Raw genomic sequence first — 20,926 nt, forward strand, 5'->3', positions numbered from 1 at the left:
GGACCTGGGCCAGCTTTCTGCGGCCCATGAGGTGTGTCTTGGCTATCTGCCTGTCCGATTCGCCAAGGCGCATCCGGACAAGAGCATGGCGATATTCAAACATCTCGAACCTCCGATTGGACATCCCGCGTACCTCCCGCTCGTGAATCCGGCGGAAATACGTGGCATCTCGAAGGTCCGAAACCCGGTTCGGCCAGGCTAGACTGGCTCCATTACCTGATCATCAAATGGCCCCATTGCGTGAGCACTGGGTGGCTCCATTAGGTGAACATCCGGTGGCTCCATTGGGTGAACATCGAATGGACCCATAGGGGCGGTCGCCGACAAAGGTGGGGCATTTTGAACTTTCCCTGCCGTCCACAATGTTTTCAGACGTAATTGTGCTGGATGACAGGCCCACTCGTGGGGGAGGTTTGCCGGACTTTTCTCATGCAGTAATTGCAAGACTTATATCATCGCTAGAAAGCAATCCTAATGCTAGTGTTGTTTATTTAATTGGTGACCAGGCGAATGGGAAGAACACAGTATCAGAGTTGAGGCAATTCGATAGTAAGTCTATTGACATTGACCGTGTGTCTAATAAGACTATGATGCCTCACAGTAGTATTCGAAACGTTGCAGATAGAATTGCTGGAAATATTGTTTTTTGTAGTGGTGAAGCGGACATTTCAAGTGATCTTGCAAACAGGTTGAGGCTAGCTCGCGATTTAAAATATAAACAATTTGTAAATAACGAGTCATCAAAAATATTTTTAAATAGGAATCTCAAGGATTTGGAGTTTAGCCTTAGGCGCGAGGATGGCTGTCGTTTGCATACTGCCTCTGAAGCATATCCGACGGTTCTTGAGATCGCACGTACATCTGTTGGTATCCCACTTATAACTGATCAGGCTGGTCAGGAGTTGCGTGAACTTGATGATTTTAAAGTTTACCTTGAAAATCCTACAAAAGACAGAATACCTGAATTCCTGCATGATGAAACTGAGCAGTTGAATAATTATTTTCAAAAAACTTTTCTGGATGAGGAAAGTCTTTTTGGAAAACCCTTGCAAAGAGATAAGCAACTTGAATGTGTGTTAAGGCATGTCAAAAATATTCTTACTGAACGTAATAGATTCGCAACAAGGCGTGCGATTTTGGTTGTTCCTCATGACGTTAAGGAGGGTTCTGACATTTCACCGCTGGGACTAGTTTCTGTTCGAATTCTTCCCCGCTTTGAAAATGATAGGGCCATACTTCATTATAGTTTTACGTGGCGAACTGTTGAGGTACTTGTTGGCTTTCCATATAGCTTGTATGGCTCAATTTGTTTTGGTGAGTATCTAACTGATAAGGTCAAGTCGATGTGTGGACCAGCCCTTGAAAATGGTGTTAAGATGGGGTCTTTGTCTTATGTTGCTCACAGTTTGCATATGTTTGTTGATGGATATGGGCAAAACATAGCTAGGTGGATTGTTAATAGCGCGACAAAGTAGTTTATGGTTGAAATTTTTACTGATGAGTTCTTGACCTATAGGGTCATGCAGTTGTTAGGTGATAACAATTTTTCTTGTCGTTGTATGGGGCAAGGTGTTATTTGGTGCTCAGGTTCACTTGGCTTGGTTCATCAGGTGTTGTCTGCAAATTTATTGTTTGAAGTGCGCCGCTATCTGGATAAATATATTTTGGTTTTTCCTGACAACTGCGACAGGTGCCAACAGGTTGTCGATGCATTCTTTTCAAATAAATCATTTGATTATGATCAGTCTGTTGACCAGTTTCGTAATATTGAAAACATCAATAATCTTTTTTCTATTGTACGTTCATGCGGTCTTTCCGAAAATGCAACTATTCTTGACTACGGGTGCGGTAGCGGTGTTTCGGCTTCCATTGCCTTGCCATCTTCTTGGACAATGTTAGGCGTTGATAGATGTGCAGATATGCGATGTCTGGCCAGCGCGAACGGGTTGAGTGTTCTTAGTCCTTCCGAATTTAATGTTTCATATCTTTCGCACTTTGATGCGATATTCTCTTCATATGCAATGCATCTTGTTTATAGCACGTTTGATTTGCGTGCTTTGTGGCAGTCATTGAGGGAAAATGGTGTTTTTGTCGCTAATTTTCATAAGGGTTATGGGGTGAAGCGCATTTCTTTGTTTTTTGAGCAGCTTGGGGCTGTGGTTGTCAGTGCGCCATTTAGCGGCAACGTTTATGATCATGGTCCATATATTATTTTTAGGAAAGGGTCGAAGTAATATGGTATTTCTTTCTTTAAATGATCTGATGAAGAACTGCACAGGTTGTCCCGGCCCTGATGCTTGTTTTAAAGCGGCGCGTGTGCTCATTGAGAGTTGTATTCTCCCCGTGTTTGTTGATAATGGAAATGATGTTGTTCTTGTGTCTGATTATATGAGGTTAAAATATGTTCTCGAGCAGCTTGCTGCTGATGATAGTCAGGCTTTGTCGGGTGAACTTCTCGTGCAAAAAGATTCATTTATTCGACTTAAACTTTCGAGTGACACAACTGTTTATTTTCCTAGGTGCGCTTCTGTTAAAAATTCTTCATTCTATTCATCAATTCACGGTCTTATTTCGAGTGTCTCGGATTCTACTAATGAAGATACTTGTACAGTGATTGAGGGGAGATCATATTTCTTGCCTTCTAAAGTTTTCACACGTTCCCATTTTATCGTGCACTCATGTGAGTCGCATCTCGAAAGATCAAGTGTTTTATCGACAGTTGAAGCGTCACAATTTGCAAACACCGCATACTATATGGGGTCAAAGCGTTCAGTTCTCGGGTTTCTTGTGGAGGCTGTGTCGCATATTACTCCTGATGATGGCGTTGTTGTTGATCTCATGTGTGGATCTGGTTCCGCTACTGCCGGTTTTAGTAGGTATTGGCCTACCATTTCTTCTGATGTTCAAAGCTTCTGCACTTGTTTGTCAAAGGTTCAAGGTGGAGGTTTTGATCGCAACAAGGCTTCATCTTTAATTGACAGGTTAATTCCCCATGCACGTGCTCATTTGGGGGATTTATGTAATAGTCTGAGTCCCATGGTTGATAAAGAAGACGATTTCTTTCATAGTGATATTGATTTGGATCTTGTACGGCAATATGTTGAATTTCATAAAGATTACGTTGTGTATCCTCGCACTGGAAATAATCTTGCTTGGTCTCCTTATGCTGAGGTGCAACGTCGAAGAAAAGTTCACAGCTTATATCCTTATTGTCTGTTTACGGCATATTATGCTAATATATTTTTAGGAGTTAGGCAGTGCATCGAAGTTGATAGTCTTCGATTTGCTATAGATCAATTGACTGACGACAATGAGAGGTTGTGGGCTCTTGGGGCTCTTGTTGCAACTGTTAGCTCTCTCGCTACGACTTATGCTGGACATTTTGCTCAACCGCCCTTTTCTAATATTGAGAATCTTACCATCCCAAAAGTTGCGAAACTTATCGACAAGAGATCTAATCCAATTACTCAAGAATTTTGTATTCGTCTTTTGGCGTTGTCTCGAGAAAGTGAACTGGCTTCGTATCCTGTTGAAGTTGTGCCAGGTCCGTGGAAAATAGCTTTGGATGAGTGTGAAAAAACTTTAAGTGAAAAACCGGTGACTGTTTATCTTGACGCTCCTTATACAAGGGATGAGTATAGCCGATATTATCATGTTCTTGAAACTTTGGTGGCGTATAATTATCCATCTGTCAGTGGAAAGGCTAGTGTTCCAGATAAACGCACTGGGGGACGAGCCCATTCTGAGTTTTTTACAAGGAATAAGCATAATACTGAACTTGCTCTTGCTAATGTAATATCGAGTGTTGTTGCGCGTGGTTGGAATTGCCTTTGGAGCTATTCTGATACTGGTTGTGCCAATATGGCAAATGTGATTGAAAATGTTGTTAAATTTTCAAAATGTCATGTTAAATCATGTGTTGCGCCTCATAGACATAATTCTCAAGGAGGAATGCGTCCCAAGCAGGTTTTAGAGTATGCTGTTTCGTTTATTTCACCTTAACATTTCACTCAGAGTCGCCTTTCGGCGACTCTTTGGACTGCTACCGAAACAACTTCGGAACGTGAATAAACAATAATGGCATTATTACCCCTACACCGAGGCATGCGGTAAATAATTGTATTAAATAACTTCGATGGAAGTCGCTATGCATGGTCTTTGCCTTATCATATAATTCGGCAGCTTTCTTGGCTGCATCTTCGCAACGGGCAACGCAAACTTCAAGTCGTGTGGAAAGCTGTGAGACGACTTCAACGGGATAGGTCCTGACCTCGTTTGCGGATGATCTCACGTTCTCGCTCGCGCTCTTTATGTCCCGCTGCAAAGTCTGCAAGAGGGAAATTACCTCCGACGTACTCTTGGCACGAAGGAATTCCTGCTTGTTCAAAAGAGCAAGCCTGTCCTGGAGCATGGCCGCCTCTTCCGAATCCGGCATCTGCTGCGTCCTGGTGGCTCCTCCCCATCTCCCGTCCGAGCCAAGCCCCATCCCCAAGCTCTTGTTGCGAACGTCCTCTGTCTTGCTCATGGCGTAAACCTCTTTGCTGAAGTGAATTCCAAGTATAGCTTTTGCCGAGCTTGCTCCCCTTGAAGGCGACGCCATCAAGAGAGAAGCTGATTCCCGAGACGAAACCCGTACTGGCTGTGTTCAGGCGGACTTCAACCCCTACCAAGGCCAGCCGGTCGCGGAAGGCGTCCAGTGAACACCCACGGCCAAGCGCTGTGTCCACCGCGTTTTGCAGTTTCATCCGAGCCGAGGACTCTCCCGTCCTCAGGGAGTGCTCAAGTTCTCCCTTTTTGGGGGCTGTACGGCCCACTTCCTGGCTTGGTGGCACCATACGCAAGCCGAATTGACGCTCCAGGCCGCGAACGATGGTCTCCTGGCGTTTGTAGTCGTGGGAGTCGCTGACTACCTGGCCGTCCAGCATGATCCGGTTAACCAGAATATGAATGTGCGGATGCTTCGCGTCGGTGTGATGGCTGATGATGTATTGATTGTTCACGAACCCCATGCCCTGCATCCAGGCGTGAGCCGCCTCACGCCATTGGTCGTCGGTCAGGCGCTCATCAGGATGGATGCTCAGGCTCGTGTGGCAGACCGCCTTGGCGAGCCTAGGTCGCATGACACGCACGGCTCCGAATTCGGAGGCAAGCGCGCGTGGCGTTTCCCCGGCCATGTTGGTTTCCAGCAACACGCTCTTGCCGGGTTGCAGGTCGTATTCCACCGCGCCACGGAAGCCTTTCCCCTTGATCAGCTTGGCAATCACAATTCTTCCCCCAGCAAAGCCCGCTGAAGGCGAATGATTTCCTTGCGGACGCCAAGGAGGATAGTGGACGAAACAACGGCGCGCCCCTCGTTGGCGGCCCGGGCGATTTGGTTGATGTTGACGGCAAGGCGCGTCAATTCGCCATAGGCTTCACGATTGGCCTCGGGTACGGGTGCAGGTGGCAACTGACGACTCAACGCCGCAGTGCGAAGCCATTGCGCTGGGCTCATGCCCATGTGACTGGCCTTGCGCTGGAGTGTTTCCCATTCGGTGGCATTGACGCGGACACCGATTGTAATCCGGCGCACGGCAGAAGGATCGCCCTTGGGGCGTCCCCCTGGTCGAATTCTTCCTTGGAGTCTGTCTTCCATCACGGCCTTCCTCCTTGAGCCCGGGGCGTGCCATGGGCCACGCCAGCCCGGGCTGGAAGGCCTTGCCTCGCAGAGCAAGACGTTTGAGCGCAGCGAAAACATGGCTTGCTACAAACCGGCTGCCCCGCGCCACGACAAGTTGACGCATCCGGCTGAGGCGTGGCGGTCATGGATTTCAAGCGTGACGCCAGGGAAGAAACGGTGAAAACACACTTAAGAGCAAAATTCGCAATATTCGCAGAAAGCCCGCAAACGCCCCCAGAAGGCATTTTCGCGAATACTGCGAATATTGCGCTATAGGTCTTTTTTCGCGGCGTGAGGTCAGGGTTCATGTCATGACTCCGAAGTAGGATCGGCGTGGATGCAGGGATTGACCAAGAACACCCGGGACGGTCGCCCGCGTCCGCCAGTCGCATGATCCCGAGGCAGAATGAAGCCGCGCTCCTCAAGTATGGTCAGGCCCATGTTCACCAGGGCCATTTTGGGCCATCGTCCCTTGACCTTTTCCAGAGCGCCGCGCCCCGTGAAGGACGCCAGCCGGTCTTGCCGGAGCCACTGCAAAATCACTTTCGCGCACTCGATGCTATCGTCCGCGCCCATGAGACTGAACACTGCCCGAGAGTGCTCGATCAGATGCTTGGCGAGCTTCACCGCACTTTCAAGGGTCTGCCCGGAGATGGGATGATGCTGGGGAACATCGTGAAGCGTGACATGGCACAGTCCGGCCAGACGAAGAGTCTGTCCGGGGAGTTTGCCGCCCCAGTCGCGCATGCGGCTGAGCGGCCCCCCGTCCGCCAGATCGGCTTCGATGGAGTTGGCGAAAGCGTACCAGATGGCTCGCGCTTCGTGGCTCAATGGCAGCAAGTAAGGGACGATGTTCCCCTGAGCATCCCTCTTCCATGGAAGTTGAAGCAGGTTTCTCAAGGTGGAGCCGTAGGCATCGCTGAGGTCCGAGGGGATGGGCAAGGTTTCCACCGCCCGCGTTCCAACAAGACTCTTTGGCAGCAGGAAGAGCATGCGCCCAAGCAGGCCGCGACCTCGAAAGGCAGGCGTCTGGGCTGCCCCGGCCAGCACGTCGGGCTGTGCGCTGAGGATAAGTGTCAAGGTAGGTTCTTCAATCAGGATGGGTTCGGCGTGACGGCGGTCGATCCGCACGGCTTCCCCGCTCCACGACTTGAGCACCGCATCCAGGTTGGGAGCGCCGTGGCTGTAGCGCCCTGCAAGGATGTCAAGAAAGCCGCCCTCGGCCTCGATCATGGCGATGCGCTGGTCCTGCTGGGCCATCAAGGCGGCCAGTCCTTCGGGAGTGGCGTCGTCCGCCAGCAGCCGGGGAGCCACCGGAAGCGATTCCATCTCTTCGCGGAGCTGCGCCACCTGACGGATCAAGTCACGCTGTTCGGAGGAATCCTGGCAGCGTTTGGCCTTGGCGATGGCCACGCGGGTCAACTCTTCCTGCACTTGGCGCTGGGCGTGCGCGTATTTCAGGATTTCAGCGGTCTGTCGCTGCTGTTCGCGTTCCCATTCCAGGAGCGGTGCACGGCAGGCGTCCTTGGCAGCGCTTTTACGCTCGCCAGGGGGCAGGATGGCTACTCCATAGATGTTGAGCGTCTCCGTATACCCCTCTCGGATCAGCACGCGGTATTTTCGCTGGCTGGTCGCCGCTACCGCTCCTAGGGCATTGAGCAACGGCAACTCAAAGGGGACCTGGATCGAAGCGCTAACGGCAGAGGCAAATTCACCGATTACGCCAGGGAGGATATCATGGGGAATGGCTCCCGGGGACTGCTCCTCGAAGAGCACAGGGCTGCCGAAAGTGATCTGCTCAGGCATGGGGGCCTCGCAGGATTTCAGCGGTGTCGCGGGTCTCGACGATCCTAGACGCAGAATAATCGTCTAAGTCTTTAATTTCATAGATAACCCTCCGTCCGTGCTTTCGAAAGCGGGGTCCTTTCCCAAGGGATCGCCAGACTTCGAGGGTGCCAGGACTGAGGCCGAGATAGGCGGCTGCTTCTCGGTTGTTTAAGGTCCGCTTAGGTACGATGTGGGGCATGCTGCTCTCCTTTGCCGGGTTAAGTTCGGCAAAGGAAAGCATAGGCAGGACGCGTTAGCACTCTACGGCAAGGTAGAGTGGTTGTTTGCGCTTAAATTCTGATTACGCTCACGGGATCAAGCAGGGGAACCTCCGACTTCTTGGGCTTGAAAGCAACTCCGTGCTCCCGGTATTTCTCCGCAAGAGCAAGAAAGGCTCCAAGGCCAGAACCAGAGACACTGCGCTCAGCAATGTTGAACTTACTAAAATCAACAAAACAAGCTTGGGCAGGGTCGTCAATTACTTTACCTCGAAAAAAAGCAGCCCAATAATGAGCAACATCCTTGTACCTTGGCCAAATATTGTTAGCAATATTGGACTCTGTAAACCTCACATTGACGCCGTTGACCATGTATTCGCTGACACGCTTACAGCAATCATTCTGAATCTTTTCTATATACATCCTGATTGCTCTTGACTTGCTGATTTTTTCAGAGAGGCAAAGAGCAAGGACAGCGCCAGCGCTAAATCCTTTCACAAGCATTTCACTGAACTGTTGCCTGAAATAGTCCCCGCGCGGCTTCGATATCGCCATCGAATAGTCGTGAATATTCCCGATCCTATTGATAGCTACAGACTGAAGTGTCGACAAATACCTGCTTGATGTGTTTTCATCAAGACCTTTGGAAACCATCAGTGCATATGATTGAGAGGTGTATTCAGGAACAGTCAGATACATGTACTCTGTCTGCTTCTCTTTGTCCCCTGGGAAAAGCATGACAGAGTTTATACGTATCATATTCACATAGTGGCAAGACTGAGCATTCAACAGGTCGGAAATAAAATTGTACATATACGACTTAAAAACCTTTCGCAGCGATATCCAGACGCCAAACATCAAAACAACAAGGCCATACAAACGTTAAGGTCGCAACAACTCGCTGCTACTCCTTATGCCGCAGAGGCAGCTGACTCTCCTCACGGTCTACCGTCCGGCTAGGAAATCCACGGACACCCCGGCGCGTTTCAGCCCGGCCAGAGCACGGCACAGGGCCTCCGTCTCGGCGTCCTCCACGGACTCGGGCCGGACGGCGTGAAGCACATCCTGAATTGCCAAGGCCAGGGCGTGGGGGTCCCCGTCCTCCATGGCGGCCCGCAAGTAGTGCGCCGCCTGTTCCGGGTCGCTCAGAAGCTCTTTCAGAGTGTCGTCATAATCACGAATAGGGCTCATACTTTTCCCCCTTGTAGGCCGCCCAGAGGTCGCGGGCCTTGCTGATGTCCTTGGTCTGGCTGGACTTGTCGCCGCCGCACAGCAGGATCACGAGCGTCTGGCCGTCCTGCCCGAAATAGACCCGATAGCCGGGACCAAAGTCAATACGCAGTTCGTACAGGCCTCCGTCCAGGGACTTGCAGTCGCCCATGCTCCCGGCCCTGACAGTCGCCAGCCGAGATAAGACTTTGGCCATGGCCCGCTTGTCCTTGAGGCCGGTGAGCCAATCCCGAAAAGGCGTTTGTCCGTCTGGCGTCTGATATTCCAGGGTGCGCTTTGGTGTCGCTATCGGCATTATAATCTATTCCCCTACACCGATCTTGAGCACTTTCTTGCCTGTGCCCGCCTTGGCGTCAAGCCCCGCATGGCTGGCCAGCAATTCCGCAGCCTTGTCGCTGGCCCGCTTCTTGGCGTCTGGGAGGAACTGCCCATAGCGCCGGGTCATGGCCGTTGACTTGTGTGTAAGAAGTTCACCGATCATGTCCAGAGTGAATTCTCCCGAGTTGGCCAGGGTCACGGCGAAGTGATGGCGCAGACCGTGGAAAATGCGGAAGCGAGACGGGATTCCAGCGGTCTGCTTGATACGGCATACGGCTCCGCAAGCCACCCGTTGTTCACCCGCCTTGCCGGGAAAGACGTACGGGCTCTGTGGGAACGCTTCCGCCTTCCAGGCGAGTTGCTGCTCCAAGATGGTGCGGGCGATGGAGTTCATTGGAATACTCACCGTCTTCCCACCCTTGGGAGCCGTAATGGTAATGAGCGCGGTCCGGAAATCAATGTCCTGGTCTTTCAGTTTGAACACCTCGCCGCGCCTCATGCCGGTAAACATGGCGAGCTCCAGCATCCGGGCGGCGTCCCGCGACGGCCAAGAATCTAGCACTTCCTTTAGCCTCGCTGCTTCCTCTGGCTCCAGATATTCGACGACCTCATTGTCCTTCTTGGGCATCTCGATGACAAAGGGCAGGGGAGGGCAGAGCTTGGCTCTGGCCCCGAAATTTACGATGCGCCGTACCAGTTCCAGGGCGTTCCAGATGGTGGCCGGGGCGCGGCCCTCCATTGCTTTGCGCAGGCGCACCATATCCAAGGGAGAGAGTTTGCTTGCGCGAAAATTCCCCAGCACAGGCAGGACGTGCTTTTCGTAGCGGTTATGGTCCGTGACGGCACCTTTGAGGCTGTCGCCCTTGGATGCAAAGTAGGCTCGGGCGATTTCGTCAATGGTCTTGTCGCGCTTGTCGCGTTCGCGTGCAATCTCCTTGGCGGTCTTTACGTCCTGGCCGTGCCGAGCTGCTTTGACCCGTTCCGCCCGGACTTCCGCCGCCACTTGCGGCGTGTAGCCTTCGGACTTCCAGCCCACTTTCTCCCAGCGTTTTTTGTCTCCCACCTTGTAGGTGATCCATAGGCACAAATCAGGCTTGCCATCACGGAGTTTGTCCTTGCTTTCATAATAGTAGACGCCCGGCCAACGCTTGGCGTCCGCTCTTTGTTTCTGGTTCCGCTCCATCTCCAACCTCCGTTGATACCCAAGTGATACCCCGACGCCTGGGAAGGCACTTCAACACGCGGATTTTTGATACCCTATTGGTACCCAAAAGGGCAAATCCGGTTCAATTTCGTTAAGCAGTGTTCGGGTGAATGACCCGAGGTGGGATAGTCTGTCAAGCTTGAAAATAAAGGATAAAATGCGTCCATTAAACTCGGTTTAGCTGGGTATCAAATCGGGTATCAATGGCAGGTGTCCGGGCTCATAACCCGAAGATCGTGGGTTCAAATCCCACCCCCGCAACCAGAGAAATCAAGGGCTTACGGAATAAACACCTTAGGCCCTTTTTTCTTTTCCAATCGCATTTCCACCCTCCACTTGTTTTGAAAATGCCGGGCATGGGCGGCACGGGCTTTCTGGTCACGGTCCGGGGGGGGCTCGCCCGCCACCATGCGCAACATGCTCACGGGACACGGCGTCATGTCGGCCATGGAGGCCACCGAGCTCATCTTGCATGGCAAACCATCCGGGCGAAGCCCGGTCGGGCAGCATTTGCGATGTTCTCGCATGAGCCTGTCAGGCACTTGCGAGCCGCCTGACAGGCAGCTTTGGACTTTTCGGCCTGGACTCGGGAGGGCTGAAAGTAGCTTTCGTGTGAACGAGCTTAGAACACGCGAACTGTCCTTGGTCTTTTCTTGTTGTTTTATGGGCATTCATCTGGTCCGGATTTCCGTTTCCACAGCAAACTAGAGCCTGGTGGTTTTAGCCATCAGTCAGCTAGGCAATTCCACGCAACTACATTTTAGCGCAAGCTTATATGTATGTATAAATTGAAATTGATAACAGTACTCACTGGATAAAAGGGCAAGTATAATCCATGTGTGCCCTCTTGCCAGACGTGGAAAAATTATTAGAATACTATTCCGCAGCGAGTTTTACGGCAACATATAACAAATGAGGCTAGAAATTATGAACGTTCATAATGACTTGTCGCATCCAAGAGATTGCTTTTGCTGTCGGTATGAGCCAGTCTGGTATCAAAGCGGAGAGGAGTTTGCTGGGCGCTGCAGGAAGCCAGATGGTAAGGGGGTAATCGTGTTGGCAGCAGGGTGCCGGCTGTTTTTTGAAAAGGGGGATGGGCGAGCACCTTTAGGAACTTGCCCTCGATGGACGAGCATGCTTGAGGTCTCAACCTCCGCCCCGCCACGACGATCCCGTTCACGCCAAAATGGCGCATAGCCACTCTCCATGACAACGCAAGCGCATACGCGGGAGCAGGGCAGGCCACCCTTCGCCTCGCTCTGGCCAGACGCCAAGGCACCCCAGGGGTAATCCAAGGGATGCTGCATTACTGGCGTTGGTTGGGCCTGCTTCACTCTGTCAAGAATTGCTGCCGCTCCTGTTTCTGCATTTCCCGGCACATTTGCAGGGAGATTCCCTTTGGCTACGTTGCGAGCTAGTCAATGAAATTCATGCGGCGCCGGTCATGTTCTCGTTAGGCCAATGCCGACGCCCCTAGGGATGGACCATTAGGGCGCTATTTCGTGGGGCTGACAACCCTGCGGTCATTTCCATGGTCAACACAAGGTGTTCCCGCACTTCCGCACTTCCCTCGAAACTTGATCTCTTTCACCGTATGCCGCCATATCTTAGGGCGTTCCTGTCCCTCGTGACGCTCCTGATGACTTGCCGCAATGAAAGCAGCTGCGGCCATCAGGTATCGTTGGTTGCTGGCCGCCCCTCTCAGGCAGGTCAACACGTGGTGCCTCCTCCGTGGCCGAGTCCAGCGTCATGCCCCCTACCTGCTTACAGCCATAAAGTACTTGGCCACCCCCGCCGACTTGCACGTGAGGTGAACCTTCCGAGCTATGTACACCGAATGCTTGGAGACTCTTGGAAAGCGCCGTCATATGTGTATTCGCACTTGTTGACTTATTCACATCAATATGATGCATAATACACGGTCAGAAATTTATTCTGGGAGGTGCTCCATGTTTACCCACAGGATTTATGGTGTCGTGTCGGCTTTGTTTTTAACCTTGTACTTGGCTGTAGGGCTTGATGTCAGTGCAGCGTATTCCCAGCAATATCCATATGGTACGGATAGACAGACCAGGGAACAGTATGAACGCGAGCGCGCCCGCGAGGAAGGCAGGCGGGAGGGGCAGCGCGAGGAACAGGAGCGGAACCGGGATGACTATCGGAATGAAAGCAGCCAGTACCGGGGTGGAAACTGTAATGTGCAGTGGGACTCTTGCGTACGGGATTGCAATACTATTCGCAACGCCAATCAACGTATGACGTGCGTTGGAAACTGCAACAAGGAACTTGAAAGGTGTAATAAACGCTAGTATCGGTCAGCCACGTCCTGGTGCGCGTCTAGGGCGCGAGTCCGTTCGGTCCGGATAGGTCCGTAACGCCCATTCCCGACCCAACTCCATACAGCCGGATCTCTGTTGCCGTAGCAGGTCCGCGCTCCCTCCTTGAAACCAGGAATCTGCGGCGTACCGGGTGCATCCTGGAGCCTCATCCAAAGGAGACGGCCGTGAAGATGCACACGAAAGATTTGAGCGTCGATGCTGACAAGGTGGCCCAGGCCAGGGAAATGTGCCTGTCCCGCCTGCGCATGGTCCCACGGGAGAGACGCGAGGCCGTGGCCGACTCGATACTCGCGCTTGCCGAGCCTGAGTGGTGGGAACAACGCCAGAAGGGTGCGGACGTGTTTCTTCTTATCCTCGAACTGCGCAAGGCCAAGGTGATGCAGATCATGCAGGAGGCTTCCAAGTAGCCGCCGCATCCCTCTGGCACGGCTGTTGCGTTCCCTGTGCATGATATGAACGCGTGCTATGCGCTGCCGTGGCAAACCCACGGCCCACGGGCGTTCCTGCGGAGAATGCCGGTGCTGTTCAGAAACGGATGTTTCAAAAACGTCCGGACAGGGTACATTTTTGTAGCAAGTCCCGCCTGTGATCATCTCAGGCCTGGGCGTAAAGGGACACAATGAAAGCTCTCGACGACCTGATGCTCTCCATCCGCCGCATGGGCGAGGAGGACGAAACCCCTTCGCTTCCCGAGAAGCCCGCCGACCTCCTTCTCTACGCGCCGTGCCCGGTGAAGCTCGTGGTGAAGGACTCCATCGACGCCATCATCGCGCAGTACGCCGCGCGCGGTGTTGAACTTACCGCCCACATCCCCATGGGCTGCACCTCCATCGACCCCTACGACCCCATCTACCGCCAGCCTGACCCGGACAAGCTGCCCGGACTCATCGGTTCCATCGGCTTTGGCGACTTCTGGCGGCGCGAGTTCGTGGACAACCACGTGCGCGCCGGGGTGTTCGAGGCGGCGCTGCCCGAGAAGGTGAACCCGCTGCACGTGAAGGCCGGGCTCCTGGACCCGCGCGGAGCCTACACTGTGTACGGCGTCACTCCGTACGTGTTCATGGCCGACACTCGCCGCCTGGGCGATCTGCCCCTGCCGCGCACCTGGGAGGACATCCTGCACCCGCGCTACAAGGGCGAGGTAGTCATGTGCGGCGACGGCGACGACATGGCCGACGCCGTGGTGCTGAATCTGTACAAGGATTTCGGCATGCAGGGCCTGGACGCCCTGGCCTGCAACAGCAAGGGGCTCATGCACTCGTCCTCCATGGTGAAGTCCGCCGGTTCCCGGGACGAGGACGCGGGCGCGATCTATGTCATCCCGGCCTTCTTTGCCGAGAGCACCCGCCAGCCCGAGCACATCAAGGTCATCTGGCCGGAGGACGGCGCGGCGGCCAGCCCGCTGTACCTGCTGGCCCGGCGCAGCGAGCACCACAGGCTGTCGGAACTGGCATCGTTTTTCGCGCGCGGGTTCGCTTCCATCGAGAGCGCGGGATGGTTCGCGCCCATGGACGGGTCCGTGCCCTCCAGGCTGCCTGCCGGAGCGTCGCTCAAGTGGGTGGGGTGGGACTTCATCGAGGACAACGATGTGAGCGAACTGCGTGACAAGCTGAACGTGCTGTTTCGGTCTATGGTCAGGAAGAGCGCGTGCGCCTCATAACCGTGGCCGGGCCGCCCTCCTGCGGCAAGACCTCCGTGGTGGCCAAGGCCTGCGGGGTGCTCCAGGAGAGCGGCCAGCCCTGCGCGGTGGTCAAGTTCGACTGCCTGCAAAGCCGCGACGGCGACCTGTACCGCGCCGCCGGTGTCCCCGTGTCCGTGGCCTTTTCCGGCGGGCTCTGCCCGGACCACTTCTTCGCCACCAACCTGGAGGAAGCCTTCGCCTGGGGCGTGGAGTCCGGGGCGCAGGTGGGCCTCATCGAGACTGCTGGGCTGTGCAACCGCTGCTCCCCGCACATCCGGGGCGCGCTGGCCGTGTGCGTGATCGACAACCTCATGGGCATAGACGCGCCCGAGAAGATCGGCCCCATGCTTCGCATGGCGGACATCGTCATCGTCACCAAGGGGGACCTGGTCTCCCAGGCCGAGCGCGAGGTCTACCGCTACCGCATCCGCCAGATGAACAAGCGGGCGGTCATCCGCCACGTCAACGGGCTCACCGGCCAGGGCTGCGCGGAGCTGGCGGCCATCATGGCCAGGGCTCCGGACATCGACTCCGTCACGGACATGAAGCTGCGGTTCTCCATGCCCGCCGCCGTGTGTTCCTACTGCCTGAGCGAGACGCGCATCGGCGGGCGCTACCAGAAGGGCAACGTGAAAAAAGCGAAATTTGCAGGGGGCGTCCATGCTGAGTGAAGACGCCGGGTCGGACGTCCAGGACGCGCAGCACGAGAACAGGGTCTACGCCCCCGCCAGCATGACCCTGACCGCCGGGCGCGACAAGTCCGGCAGGCCGGAAGCCGCGGACGTGGTGTTCCGCTCCGGCGAGATCACGGCGCTGCTCGGGCCTACCGGTTCGGGCAAGAGCCGATTCCTGTCGGACATCGAGTCCCTGGCCTGCGGAGACACGCCCACCGGGCGCACGCTCCTTCTGGACGGGCGCGCCCCGGACGCGGACGAGCGCTTCGGGTTGCAGGGGCGGCTGGTGGCGCAGCTGACCCAGAACATGAACTTCGTGCTGGACATGAACGCGCGCGATTTCGTGCTGGCCCACGCCATGAGCCGCGAGGTGACGGACCCCGAGGCCGCCGCGCGCCGGGTGCTGGACGCGGCCAACGCGCTGGCCGGGGAGCCTTTCGGCCCTGGGGCGCAGCTGACGCAGCTCTCGGGCGGACAGTCGCGGGCGCTGATGATCGCGGACACGGCACTCTTAAGCTGGTCGCCGGTGCTCCTGATCGACGAGATCGAGAATGCTGGCGTTGACAAGCGCAGGGCGCTGGACCTGCTGCTGGCCAGCGACAAGATCATCGTCATCGCCACCCATGACCCGGTGCTGGCCCTGTCGGCGGATCGGCGGCTGGTGTTCGAGCACGGGGCGGTGCGGTCGGTCCAGACTCGCACCGGGAGTGAGGAGGCGATCCTTGCGCGCCTTGAGCATATGGAGACCGAAATGTCGCGAGTGCGGGCCATGCTGCGCGCCGGGAAGGCGTTGGGCTGATGCCGCGCCCTTAAGGTCAGATCAAACAACTTGTGAATCTATCTGCCTGGAATTATACAGTTTGTATGTACTGGCATGGTCATGAGTGACATGCACACTTCGCAGTAGGCGGAACGCCTCCGCAACTCTTTCCCGCGACGCTCCACGTACACGCACCACCTCCCCATGCCCGGAGACGAGAAGCAGTGCTGCCCGGCAGAGCAGGGCACCCTGGGTGCTGATGTATCTTCTTCCGGAAAATGATCCTTTTCTGTTGTGCTGTGTGGAAAATGTGGTATGATTCAAGAGTCTGTAGTATTGTGTAAGTAATACAGGCGGTTGTGAGTGTTTTACTTTTGTGTGCTGCTTTGGATGCGGAGTCGTCAGTCCGACGGAAAAGTTCGAATAACATCTGCTTCGCCTCGGCGGGTAAGATTCATCACCAACTGCTGATGGACGATGACGGGAAATGAGGTATGTTATGTCTGACAAACAAAGCGGAAAGATCGGATGGGCTTTGCTTTGGATTTTGGGTGTTCCTTTGCCAATCCTTTTTGTGGTGTATCTCTTGCGCGGGTGTTCCTAGGAGGACCTCGTGCCGCTTTCCCCGTCGGCGTGTGGGAGAGCAACACTCGTGCTGTCGAGTGATTACCATAGGAGAGGCCGGGGGCTTTCGCCCCCGGCCTCTTCATGTCTGTTTTCGCTTACGAACGCTCCCGGCAAATGCCGCATCTCTGGCCTATTTTTCCCACTCCCTGCGGCGTCTGGCCATCTCGGCCTTCAGCCGGGACACCGTGCGCTCATAGCCGCCGGGGTGATGGGGCTTCAGGCACTTCGTGCAGTCCTTGATGGGACCGAGCATGTCGTAATCGCCCTCGCAGTCCTCCAGGAAGTACAGGGGGCAGTAGCAGAACAGGCAGTTGAAAACGTCCGTATCCGCGCCGGGATGGCAGGGAAAGTACTTGCAGGCCCGGTTCTGGTAGAAAGCGTGGGACGCCTCCTGGCATGCGGATTGCTTATCCATGATGCAGACTCTTCTTCCAAGGGGTTAACGTCATGGTTATGACGCCGCAGAATATCGCCGCCGCCCTGGCGGCAAGGCCGGAAGTGACGAGGCTCGGCGCTTCCCGGCTGTCGCAGGACCAGGGCGCGTTCAAGACCATGCTCACCAGCGAACTGGGTGTAAGCCAGGAGGTTCTGCGGGGCAAGGGCAAGGACGCGCTGTCGCTGCTCAAGCAGAATTCTCCCACAACGCCCGGATTCCAGGACGCTCAAGCAACCGTCGGGAAAGGCGCGTCCGGGGCCATGCAGGCCCTGATGCGCGAGCAGGCCAAGGCTCAGAATCAGTCCCAGTCCCAGACCCAGAACCAGGCCCAGGCCAAAAGCACCGCTCCGGTGCGCACGGGCGAGGTGCGCGGCAAGATCGCCTCCAACGAGGCGCGCGGGGTGATCAACCTGAACGCCCGCCACTCCGAGGACCTGGGCCACCTGCCCGGAAACTCCAGCAAGACGGGGCTCCCCGCAGGATTCACCAAGGCCGAGGAGGACCTCCTGTTCGCAGCAGCTGCAGCCGAGTCCAAGTTCCTGGCGGCCAAGCGCCAGTCCGTGCTGGCCCGCGACGACGCCAAGTACGAGCGTTCCGATAAGATCGGCATCCTGTCTGCGGCATACGAGTCGCGCGGGGCCATCGACGCCATCGGCTACGACGGCCGGGGCGGCACCTCCTACGGCACCTACCAGATCGCCTCGGGCGTGGGCACCATGAGCCGCTTCCTGAACTATCTGGAGGCCAAGGCCCCGGATCTGGCCGCACGCCTGTCCACCTCCGGCCCGGCCAACACCGGCGGCCGCGAAGGCGCCATGGCCAACGAGTGGAAGAACATCGCCTCCCAGCATCCCAAGCGCTTCGAGGCCCTGCAGCACGAGTTCATCGGCGACACCCACTATCAGCCCGCGCTCAAATCCGTCACCCTGTCCACCGGGGAGGACCTGTCCAAGCGCTCCCAGGCCGTGCGCGAGGTGCTCTGGAGCACCGCCGTGCAGCACGGGCCGAACGGCGCGGCGGACATCTTCACCTCCGCCGTGGAGAAGCTCCAGGCCAAGGGGCAGGAGAAGTCCGACAAGGCCCTCATCGAGGAAGTCTACGCCCAGCGCATGACCCAGTTCGCCGGGAGGGGACGCCTGCGCGTCGCCGTGACCACCCGTCTTGCCGACGAGAAAGAGTCCGCCCTGGCCATGCTCGGCGGCAGAAGCCTGAGCTGATCCTTTTCCTTCTTCCCCGACTGTCCGCCCATGGGCGGGCTGCCGCGCAGGCGCTTGCGGCGTAGGCCTGCGTTGCCGCAGCGCCAGCAACGCAGCGGTGCGCTCTTTCTTCAAGCCCGCGCTTGCCACGCGGATGCCCTGCGGCTATCACTGTCCCATACGGTTGAACGGGAGGAGAGCGTGGCAGGACTGATCCGTTGTGTTCTGATGATTGTGATGGTCGCGGTTTTTGCCGTGCCGTGTCTGGCGGCATCCAAGGCCAGGATATCCCCGCTTTCCAAGGGGTTCGGCTCCGTCTCCTGGGGCGAGGACGTGAGCAAGCGCAAGGATTTTCTGAAGCTGCGCTCCGAAGACGGCGTGGACTACTTCGTGAGCCTGCGCGAAACCTACGACATGCAGGGCTACGGCAAGCCCACCGTGTTCTACGGACAGTCCGGCGGCAGGCTCTATGCCGCTCACCTGCGCCTGAGGGAAGACGCCTCCTACGACAAGCTGGCGGGCGAGCTCAGCCGCCTGTACGGTCCCGGCAAGAAAATGCGCGAGGGCGACACCTCCGTGATGCGTTGGAAGACCGGACCCGTGCGCGTGAAGCTCAAGAAGGACCCGGCGGGCGGTGTGAAGCTCTCCTTCTACTACCAGCCCGTGGCCGTCACCCTGTCCATGATCCAGCGCGAGGCCGAACCCGTCTCCGATGAACTGACGCGGCTTCTGCCCTCGGGCGACACCCCCATGGCCGTTCCCACGGGGGCCTTGCCGCCCAAGCAGGAGGATTACGTGGGCATCGACGTGCTGAAATACCTTCGCGAGGGCAGCCAGCTCCTGAAGCTGGACCTTCCCAAGACCCGCCCCGCCCAGTAAGCAGGATGGCTGGCAGTCTGGCAGGCAGGCGCGACCAGGGGCTATTGGCCGGAGGATGCTCGTGTGCCTTCTCTGTGTTGCAGGTGATGTCCTGATTGTGGCCGGAGATATGAGAAAGCTTGGGGCGTGTGGTCGGGGGAGAAGCCTCCGGCGGCCAAAGGGGCGAGCCCCTCTGGACACCCTTATTGGCTCTGTGGTCCGGCGGGTTGTGAAGAGCGTGCGATTGCAGGTGTGAGGCGGGAAGAGTCTCCCCGAAATATTGAGAGCGCGGCGTCCCTGGGGACGCCGCGCTTTTGCGTTGGAGGAGAAGGCGGGGAGGAGGCTATTCCTGGGCGGTCTTCACCACGCCAAGCTTGCCGAGAATCTCACCCAGCTTGGCCTGCACGTTCTGGGTGGCCTTGGCCACCAGCGTCATGTTCACCAGGGTCACCGCCTCCACCTTGAACTCCTGCCTGTTCCACAGGGCCAGCAGCCCGTGCGTCAGGTGCGGCTCCATGTTGGAGAGCTGGGTGGCCTCGGCCAGCTCCTGGGGGGACTTGGCCTTGAAGTAGAGCCACTCCGGGGTGGAGGGGTCCTCCTCGAAAAAGAGCTTCTGGCGGATTCGGTTGAACCCCTTGGCTGCCAGGGCGTCCAGGTCGGAGCGCGATGCCCGGCGCTGCCGCAGGCACTTCACCTGCACCTTGGCCCCCTCGCTCTCCGTCTTGTCGGTTAGCAGGCGGCACAGGGCGAACTCCAGCATCAGCGTGTGGGCCACGGCCAGGGAGGCGGGGTCCAGCGCTCCGGCCATGGTCAGGATTCTCTCCTGTTCGCGTGCGGTGAAGTTCTGGATGGCCTTGCCCAGGTCCTCGCGGGTGATGCCAAGGGCCAGGGCCGCGCCCGCAGCCATGGCCACCATCTGGTTCCGGAGGAACTCCTTGCGGGCCGAGGCGCGCTGCGCCGTAAGCTTCGGGTCCTCATCCGCCGGATGGCCTTCTTCGGGCTCCAGGGGGAGGCCGTCCACGAACACGCTCACGAAGCGCCCGGCCTCCGGATCAAGCGACGCCACCAGCGCCAGGGCCTCGTAGTCCTGCCGGGGCGACTTTGAGGGGAGCAACGGCTTGTCCAGGCCGGGCAGCAGGGCAGTGAGGGCCGCGGCGGCCTTCATGGCCATGGGGTCGGTCCGTGCCGCCTCCACGGTGGACTGGAGGCGGGTCTTGTCGATCTCCTTGTCCGTTCCGGGCATCTCGGCCAGCATGGCGTCCAAAGGAAAGCGCACGGCCACGAAGGCGCCGTCGCGGCTCAGCTTGAACTGCTGCTTGTTAAGCATCTCGGCGAAGCTCTTGTCGATGAAGCCGAAGACGAAGCGATCCAGCAAGGCCTTCCAGTAGTTGTCGTCGGAGAAACCGGCGTGGGAAATTTCGTCGATGTCGGCCAGGGCGCTTTCGCCGAAGCGCTTGAGGATCACGTCGTTGAAGTCGTCGCGGATGAGCCCGGAGAAGATGATGTAGCCTTGCAGGCATTTGGACAGCAGGCTCTCCAGGTTCAGGAGCTGGTCCAGCAGGGCGGACGCCTGGGCCGTGGCCCCGGTGCGGGCCGCGACCTCGTACTGGTTCAGCACCACCAGGAACTGCGACGCCCACTCGCGGTAGAGCGTGTGGGCGAGCAGGGGTTCGGCGCGCGACACGATGGTGGCCGTCAGATGCTGTTGGTCGGCCTCCAGGGCGGGCGATTCGGCCAGGCGTTCCCGGTTGGCCTGGAGCACCGCCAGGAGCAGCTCCCTCTCCAGCACCTCGCGTCGGGGGGAGGATGTCTCCTTGAGGCGACGCAGCGACGCCAGGTAGCTTTCGATGCGGGCAGTGGAGTCGTCTTGGCTCATTGTTGATACCTTCGTGCCTCGTC

General features: G+C 56.7%; 20 protein-coding genes and 1 tRNA gene. 10 read left to right on the forward strand and 11 right to left on the reverse strand.

All coding sequences use genetic code 11. The features are described 5' to 3' along the window. The first annotated feature begins 362 nt into the window (after positions 1–362). From G453_RS28055 to G453_RS28065, 3 genes are read left to right on the forward strand one after another with little or no spacing between them, the layout of a single operon-like run. The gene (locus G453_RS28055; RefSeq protein ID WP_156920931.1) at positions 363–1,475 is read left to right on the forward strand and encodes a thymidylate synthase family protein; all 1,113 of its coding nucleotides are present in this window, start codon (positions 363–365) and stop codon (positions 1,473–1,475) included. A gap of 3 nt (positions 1,476–1,478) precedes the next feature. Further along, on the forward strand, positions 1,479–2,234 hold the full coding sequence (locus tag G453_RS28060) for a class I SAM-dependent methyltransferase (protein ID WP_156920932.1): 756 nt from the start codon (positions 1,479–1,481) through the stop codon (positions 2,232–2,234). After that, complete coding sequence (locus G453_RS28065) at positions 2,191–4,002, forward strand: hypothetical protein (protein WP_156920933.1); 1,812 nt, start codon at positions 2,191–2,193, stop codon at positions 4,000–4,002. The genes G453_RS28060 and G453_RS28065 overlap by 44 nt, the downstream gene beginning before the upstream one ends. Positions 4,003–4,250: 248 nt before the next feature. Here G453_RS28065 and G453_RS24065 read toward each other — a convergent pair whose 3' ends face one another. The 8 genes from G453_RS24065 to G453_RS0113585 all read right to left on the reverse strand — a co-directional run bounded on the left by G453_RS24065 (position 4,251) and on the right by G453_RS0113585 (position 10,435). Continuing rightward, on the reverse strand, positions 4,251–5,264 hold the full coding sequence (locus G453_RS24065; protein ID WP_051272415.1) for a relaxase/mobilization nuclease domain-containing protein: 1,014 nt from the start codon (positions 5,262–5,264) through the stop codon (positions 4,251–4,253). Continuing rightward, complete coding sequence (locus G453_RS0113555) at positions 5,261–5,635, reverse strand: plasmid mobilization protein (protein ID WP_027191496.1); 375 nt, start codon at positions 5,633–5,635, stop codon at positions 5,261–5,263. The genes G453_RS24065 and G453_RS0113555 overlap by 4 nt, the downstream gene beginning before the upstream one ends. A gap of 333 nt (positions 5,636–5,968) precedes the next feature. Next, complete coding sequence (locus G453_RS0113560; RefSeq protein ID WP_027191497.1) at positions 5,969–7,465, reverse strand: YfjI family protein; 1,497 nt, start codon at positions 7,463–7,465, stop codon at positions 5,969–5,971. Beyond that, positions 7,458–7,727, reverse strand: coding sequence for a helix-turn-helix transcriptional regulator (locus G453_RS0113565; protein ID WP_328285404.1), 270 nt, complete (start codon positions 7,725–7,727; stop codon positions 7,458–7,460). The genes G453_RS0113560 and G453_RS0113565 overlap by 8 nt, the downstream gene beginning before the upstream one ends. 49 nt (positions 7,728–7,776) lie before the next feature. Beyond that, positions 7,777–8,403, reverse strand: coding sequence for a hypothetical protein (locus tag G453_RS0113570; RefSeq protein WP_156920934.1), 627 nt, complete (start codon positions 8,401–8,403; stop codon positions 7,777–7,779). A 246-nt stretch (positions 8,404–8,649) separates the two neighbouring features. Next, a complete protein-coding gene (locus G453_RS24070; RefSeq protein WP_043645825.1) occupies positions 8,650–8,895 on the reverse strand; it encodes a helix-turn-helix domain-containing transcriptional regulator in 246 nt (81 codons plus the stop codon). Next, entirely contained in the window at positions 8,879–9,229 is a 351-nt protein-coding gene (locus tag G453_RS0113580; RefSeq protein ID WP_027191500.1) for a type II toxin-antitoxin system RelE/ParE family toxin, read from the reverse strand. The genes G453_RS24070 and G453_RS0113580 overlap by 17 nt, the downstream gene beginning before the upstream one ends. Positions 9,230–9,235: 6 nt before the next feature. Beyond that, positions 9,236–10,435 carry a tyrosine-type recombinase/integrase gene (locus tag G453_RS0113585; protein ID WP_043645826.1) on the reverse strand — a complete coding sequence of 400 codons (1,200 nt, stop codon included), beginning with the start codon at positions 10,433–10,435 and terminating at the stop codon, positions 9,236–9,238. A 200-nt stretch (positions 10,436–10,635) separates the two neighbouring features. Between G453_RS0113585 and G453_RS0113590 the strand changes: the two genes are divergently transcribed. Further along, a tRNA-Met gene (locus G453_RS0113590) sits at positions 10,636–10,720 on the forward strand. A gap of 14 nt (positions 10,721–10,734) precedes the next feature. Here the strand turns inward: G453_RS0113590 and G453_RS0113595 are convergent. Continuing rightward, the gene (locus G453_RS0113595) at positions 10,735–10,905 is read right to left on the reverse strand and encodes a hypothetical protein (RefSeq protein ID WP_156920935.1); all 171 of its coding nucleotides are present in this window, start codon (positions 10,903–10,905) and stop codon (positions 10,735–10,737) included. A 2,060-nt stretch (positions 10,906–12,965) separates the two neighbouring features. Here G453_RS0113595 and G453_RS0113600 point away from each other — a divergent pair. The 4 genes from G453_RS0113600 to G453_RS24075 all read left to right on the forward strand — a co-directional run bounded on the left by G453_RS0113600 (position 12,966) and on the right by G453_RS24075 (position 15,949). Next, positions 12,966–13,202, forward strand: a complete 237-nt coding sequence (locus tag G453_RS0113600; RefSeq protein WP_043645871.1) for a hypothetical protein — start codon at positions 12,966–12,968, stop codon at positions 13,200–13,202. A gap of 212 nt (positions 13,203–13,414) precedes the next feature. After that, positions 13,415–14,455 (forward strand): ABC transporter substrate-binding protein, encoded by a 1,041-nt coding sequence (locus tag G453_RS0113605; protein WP_027191504.1) that lies wholly within the window; start codon positions 13,415–13,417, stop codon positions 14,453–14,455. Continuing rightward, positions 14,443–15,147 (forward strand): GTP-binding protein, encoded by a 705-nt coding sequence (locus tag G453_RS0113610; RefSeq protein WP_027191505.1) that lies wholly within the window; start codon positions 14,443–14,445, stop codon positions 15,145–15,147. The genes G453_RS0113605 and G453_RS0113610 overlap by 13 nt, the downstream gene beginning before the upstream one ends. Then, positions 15,137–15,949 (forward strand): ATP-binding cassette domain-containing protein, encoded by an 813-nt coding sequence (locus G453_RS24075; RefSeq protein ID WP_051272452.1) that lies wholly within the window; start codon positions 15,137–15,139, stop codon positions 15,947–15,949. The genes G453_RS0113610 and G453_RS24075 overlap by 11 nt, the downstream gene beginning before the upstream one ends. 718 nt (positions 15,950–16,667) lie before the next feature. On the opposite strand, the gene G453_RS24080 is transcribed toward G453_RS24075, so the two are convergent. Beyond that, entirely contained in the window at positions 16,668–16,952 is a 285-nt protein-coding gene (locus G453_RS24080; RefSeq protein WP_043645829.1) for a cysteine-rich small domain-containing protein, read from the reverse strand. A gap of 32 nt (positions 16,953–16,984) precedes the next feature. Between G453_RS24080 and G453_RS0113625 the strand changes: the two genes are divergently transcribed. Further along, entirely contained in the window at positions 16,985–18,190 is a 1,206-nt protein-coding gene (locus tag G453_RS0113625) for a VgrG-related protein (RefSeq protein ID WP_084502346.1), read from the forward strand. A 180-nt stretch (positions 18,191–18,370) separates the two neighbouring features. Further along, a complete protein-coding gene (locus tag G453_RS0113630; RefSeq protein WP_156920936.1) occupies positions 18,371–19,048 on the forward strand; it encodes a hypothetical protein in 678 nt (225 codons plus the stop codon). Between the two features lie 322 nt (positions 19,049–19,370). On the opposite strand, the gene G453_RS0113635 is transcribed toward G453_RS0113630, so the two are convergent. Next, positions 19,371–20,903 carry a hypothetical protein gene (locus tag G453_RS0113635; RefSeq protein WP_027191508.1) on the reverse strand — a complete coding sequence of 511 codons (1,533 nt, stop codon included), beginning with the start codon at positions 20,901–20,903 and terminating at the stop codon, positions 19,371–19,373. Positions 20,904–20,926 lie beyond the last annotated feature (23 nt).

It is taken from the genome of Fundidesulfovibrio putealis DSM 16056, from assembly GCF_000429325.1.
In the GTDB taxonomy this organism is placed as follows: domain Bacteria; phylum Desulfobacterota; class Desulfovibrionia; order Desulfovibrionales; family Desulfovibrionaceae; genus Fundidesulfovibrio; species Fundidesulfovibrio putealis.

Bases quoted from the DNA above. Each gene is read 5' to 3' on its own strand.
- G453_RS28055 (WP_156920931.1), top strand. From the start codon at position 363: ATGTTTTCAGACGTAATTGTGCTGGATGACAGGCCCACTCGTGGGGGA.
- G453_RS28060 (WP_156920932.1), top strand. From the start codon at position 1,479: ATGGTTGAAATTTTTACTGATGAGTTCTTGACCTATAGGGTCATGCAG.
- G453_RS28065 (WP_156920933.1), top strand. From the start codon at position 2,191: ATGATCATGGTCCATATATTATTTTTAGGAAAGGGTCGAAGTAATATG.
- G453_RS0113555 (WP_027191496.1), bottom strand. From the start codon at position 5,635: ATGGAAGACAGACTCCAAGGAAGAATTCGACCAGGGGGACGCCCCAAG.
- G453_RS0113560 (WP_027191497.1), bottom strand. From the start codon at position 7,465: ATGCCTGAGCAGATCACTTTCGGCAGCCCTGTGCTCTTCGAGGAGCAG.
- G453_RS0113565 (WP_328285404.1), bottom strand. From the start codon at position 7,727: ATGCTTTCCTTTGCCGAACTTAACCCGGCAAAGGAGAGCAGCATGCCC.
- G453_RS0113570 (WP_156920934.1), bottom strand. From the start codon at position 8,403: ATGTATCTGACTGTTCCTGAATACACCTCTCAATCATATGCACTGATG.
- G453_RS24070 (WP_043645825.1), bottom strand. From the start codon at position 8,895: ATGAGCCCTATTCGTGATTATGACGACACTCTGAAAGAGCTTCTGAGC.
- G453_RS0113580 (WP_027191500.1), bottom strand. From the start codon at position 9,229: ATGCCGATAGCGACACCAAAGCGCACCCTGGAATATCAGACGCCAGAC.
- G453_RS0113585 (WP_043645826.1), bottom strand. From the start codon at position 10,435: ATGGAGCGGAACCAGAAACAAAGAGCGGACGCCAAGCGTTGGCCGGGC.
- G453_RS0113595 (WP_156920935.1), bottom strand. From the start codon at position 10,905: ATGGCCGACATGACGCCGTGTCCCGTGAGCATGTTGCGCATGGTGGCG.
- G453_RS0113600 (WP_043645871.1), top strand. From the start codon at position 12,966: ATGCACACGAAAGATTTGAGCGTCGATGCTGACAAGGTGGCCCAGGCC.
- G453_RS0113605 (WP_027191504.1), top strand. From the start codon at position 13,415: ATGAAAGCTCTCGACGACCTGATGCTCTCCATCCGCCGCATGGGCGAG.
- G453_RS24075 (WP_051272452.1), top strand. From the start codon at position 15,137: ATGCTGAGTGAAGACGCCGGGTCGGACGTCCAGGACGCGCAGCACGAG.
- G453_RS24080 (WP_043645829.1), bottom strand. From the start codon at position 16,952: ATGGATAAGCAATCCGCATGCCAGGAGGCGTCCCACGCTTTCTACCAG.
- G453_RS0113625 (WP_084502346.1), top strand. From the start codon at position 16,985: ATGGTTATGACGCCGCAGAATATCGCCGCCGCCCTGGCGGCAAGGCCG.
- G453_RS0113635 (WP_027191508.1), bottom strand. From the start codon at position 20,903: ATGAGCCAAGACGACTCCACTGCCCGCATCGAAAGCTACCTGGCGTCG.